Genomic DNA, 3,295 nt, shown 5'->3' with positions numbered 1-3,295 from the left:
CAAGGCTCAGATCAGCCAGTCTTTATCCAACGCACCAATTAACCCAAGCTGTTCAAACAAACCCCCTGTTAACGGGGCTTTGTTTGACAAAAAAAAAGACCGAATCCCCTCAGATCGGTCTTGTCTCCTACTACACGTACTACGATTGCGATATTGCTTACTTCTTATTAATGCGATCTGGGCTTATTGAGTCTTTAGTAGCACCTTATACCATTACTAATAGTAGGGATAAAAACTTTTATCATATTTCCTAGAAAAAAAGACTACCCTTTTAGGGTCCTTTTTCTCTTCGCAGAAAACCGACTTCAACAGACTCCCTTTTGTTGAGATGGATTGACCCACCAAGCTGCTGCTTCGCTTCGGTGGGTTTTTTTTGCCTGAAAAAAGTGCCAGGGCGGCGATCAGCAATATCAACATCTTCATCTAGTGAAACTCTTCTTATATGTTTCTTGTTAGTCGGTGTGTATCAGATTTTGGCTGGACCAAAGGGTACTAATGCGTCATTTCGACAGGTAAACCAGCCAGTTTCCATTCCGGGAAGCCGTCCTCAAGACGTGCCGCCTTGAATCCCTTTTTACGCAGTTTCGCCACGGCTTCGAACGCCAGGATGCAGTGGGGACCCCGGCAGTAGGCGACAACCTCGTGGTCAGGATCCAGATCCTGCAAGTGTGATTCGAGATCTTTCAGGGGGACGTTAATTGCACCTGGCACGTGACCGGCCTCGTATTCTTCGTTTGGGCGCACATCCAGGACGGTGACAAGACCATCGCGAGCGCGCTCCAGCAATACCGACTGGGCGACAGGCTCCAGGTCGTCCCGACTGTGCAGATAGGTATGCACCAACTGCTTTACCTCGGATATATGTCGCTCTGCAGAGGTCCGCAAAGCGTCGAGCAGGTCCAGCACATCATCCCCACTCAGTTGGTAATACACCTTCTGACCCTCTTTGCGACAGGTGACCAAGCCCGCCTGCTTCAGATGCCGCAAATGCTGGGATGTGTTCGCCATGCTAAGGCCGGAGACCTGGGCCAGTTCATCGACGCTGCGTTCCGCCTGGGCGATGAATTCCAATAACTCCAATCGGTTGCCGTTGCTCAGCGCTTTGCCGAGACGGGCAAATTGGGCAAAAAGGTCATGTTTGAAGTTGCCGCTTGACATGTTGTGCCTACCCACTATTCTAGTATTCAATTAATTGCTTGATTAATATGGTATTTGATAATCAAGTATAGAAGGCACGGTGGAGATGAGCAATGTGCTCGCCTGATCCAGAGGAGAAGCGATGGATATCAATGAGTTAGTAATGAACAACGAAACCACCATCCGCATGGGTTTCTTTTTCGGGATGCTGGTGCTGATGGGGTTATGGGAAGTGCTCGCGCCTCGCCGTGCGCTGACTGTCTCAAAAGCCCTGCGTTGGGCCAATAACCTGGGCCTGGTCTTCTTCAACAGTTTTCTGCTTCGCCTGGCCTTCCCGGCAGCAGCGGTGGGTGTGGCAGCCTTCGCCGCCGAGCAGGGCTGGGGTCTGTTCAATTACTACGAGGTCCCTTTCTGGCTGGCTGCGGTCGCCTCGGTGGTGGTGATGGACTTCATCATCTGGCTACAGCACGTGATGGTTCATGCAGTGCCGCTGCTATGGCGCCTGCATCGTATGCATCACGCCGACCTGGACTATGACCTGACCACTGGCGCGCGCTTCCACCCCATCGAAATCTTTCTGTCGATGGGCATCAAGTTCGCCACTATTTTCCTGTTGGGTCCGCCGGTGATTGCCGTGGTAATTTTTGAGGTGTTGCTAAATGCCTCTGCTATGTTCAATCACAGCAACGTCCGTTTGCCACAAGGCGTGGATCGAGTGCTGCGCTGGTTCCTAGTGACGCCGGATATGCACCGGGTGCACCACTCGGTGGAGGACGATGAGGCCAACAGCAATTTTGGGTTCAGCCTGCCCTGGTGGGACCGCCTTTTCGGTACCTACCGAGATCAACCGCGCGTAGGCCATGAGGCCATGACACTTGGCATCCGCAAATACCGTGAGACCAAGGATGTGTCTTGGTTGCCCGGGATGCTCCTGCTGCCTTTCCGCGGAAAGATCTCTGACTACGCAATTAACCGCCGCCAGTGGGGGGATGGCAACGATGCATAAGACCTTGTTGCGCATTTTCATACTAGGCCTTGTCGTGGCGGGCATCGCCGCCGCGGTGATTTATCGGGATGCACTGAGTGCCGAGGCCCTGGAGCACTGGGTGGCTGACTTCGGTGCTGCGGGCCCACTGGTCTTTATGCTGATTTATGCGGTCGGAACCGTGTTATTTCTGCCGGGTTCGGTCATCACCCTGGCAGGTGGGGCCCTGTTCGGCCCGGTATGGGGCACACTCTATAACCTGACCGGCGCGACCCTGGGCGCCACGCTGGCCTTCCTGATCGCCCGTTATCTCGCCGGCGACTGGGTAGAACAGAAGAGCGGCGGCCGCATCAAGCAACTGAAAAACGGCGTAGAGACTGAGGGCTGGCGTTTCGTTGCCTTTGTCCGCTTGGTACCGCTGTTCCCCTTCAATGTTCTCAACTATGCCCTAGGGCTGACGCGTATCTCCCTGTCGCACTACGTAATCGCCTCCTACCTCTGCATGCTGCCCGGTGCGCTTGCCTACACCTACCTGGGATACGCAGGACGCGAGGCGATCACTGGTGGTGAAGGAATGATTCAAAAGGGGCTGCTGGCCCTGGCGCTGTTGGCGGTAGTGGCCTTCCTGCCGCGTTTGATCGCCAAGTTGCGAGAGCGTCCCATGTTGGAAGTGAACGATCTCAAGCGACGACTAGACACCGATGAAAACCTGCTGGTGCTGGATGTGCGTACCGCCGCCGATTTCGTTGGTGAGCAGGGGCACCTGGCTGCCGCCCGTAACCTGCCGCTGGAAGAGTTGCGCCAGCGTGTGGATGAGCTGGAGCCCTGGCTGGAGCAGACCGTGATGCTGGTATGCCGTACCGACCGGCGATCCGCCAAGGCCGCCGCCATGCTGGCCAAAGCCGGCTTTTCCGATGTGCATGTGGTGCGCGGCGGTATGACGGCGTGGCTCGACCATGGCTGGCCTGTCGAAGACGTTCAATTGAAACAGGAGTGAAATGGTATGAAGGCGCTACTGATTCTCAACGAGCCCCCTACGGCACCGAGCGTAGCTACAACGGCTTGCGCCTGGCAAAGGCACTGGGTACCGAAGGTGCTAACGTTACCGTATTTCTGCTCGCAGACGCCGTTACCTGTGCGAACCGCGGCCAGAAGAGCCTGTCTACCGTATTG

4 protein-coding genes are annotated in these 3,295 nt (G+C 55.2%); 3 read left to right on the top strand and 1 reads right to left on the bottom strand.

Annotated elements, in window-relative coordinates; translation table 11 throughout:
• Positions 1-492: 492 nt before the first annotated feature.
• Entirely contained in the window at positions 493-1,158 is a 666-nt protein-coding gene (locus ACYZYZ_RS03370; RefSeq protein ID WP_461483245.1) for an ArsR/SmtB family transcription factor, read from the bottom strand.
• Between the two features lie 121 nt (positions 1,159-1,279).
• On the opposite strand from ACYZYZ_RS03370, the gene ACYZYZ_RS03365 reads away from it, so the two are divergent.
• The 3 genes from ACYZYZ_RS03365 to ACYZYZ_RS03355 all read left to right on the top strand — a co-directional run.
• Positions 1,280-2,143, top strand: coding sequence for a sterol desaturase family protein (locus ACYZYZ_RS03365; protein ID WP_461483244.1), 864 nt, complete (start codon positions 1,280-1,282; stop codon positions 2,141-2,143).
• Positions 2,136-3,119: a VTT domain-containing protein gene (locus ACYZYZ_RS03360; RefSeq protein WP_461483243.1), complete on the top strand. Its 984-nt coding sequence runs from the start codon at positions 2,136-2,138 to the stop codon at positions 3,117-3,119. Before ACYZYZ_RS03365 ends, ACYZYZ_RS03360 begins: the two co-directional genes overlap by 8 nt.
• Positions 3,116-3,295 (top strand): DsrE family protein (locus ACYZYZ_RS03355; RefSeq protein WP_461483242.1); only part of this gene is annotated, 180 nt, incomplete at its 3' end. The genes ACYZYZ_RS03360 and ACYZYZ_RS03355, both read left to right, overlap by 4 nt.

Source organism: Porticoccus sp., from assembly GCA_023261185.1.
Taxonomy (GTDB): Bacteria; Pseudomonadota; Gammaproteobacteria; order Pseudomonadales; family Porticoccaceae; genus Porticoccus; species Porticoccus litoralis.
The sequence above is the reverse complement of the archived record's forward strand: the minus strand, read 5'-3'. Positions and strand labels throughout refer to the sequence as shown.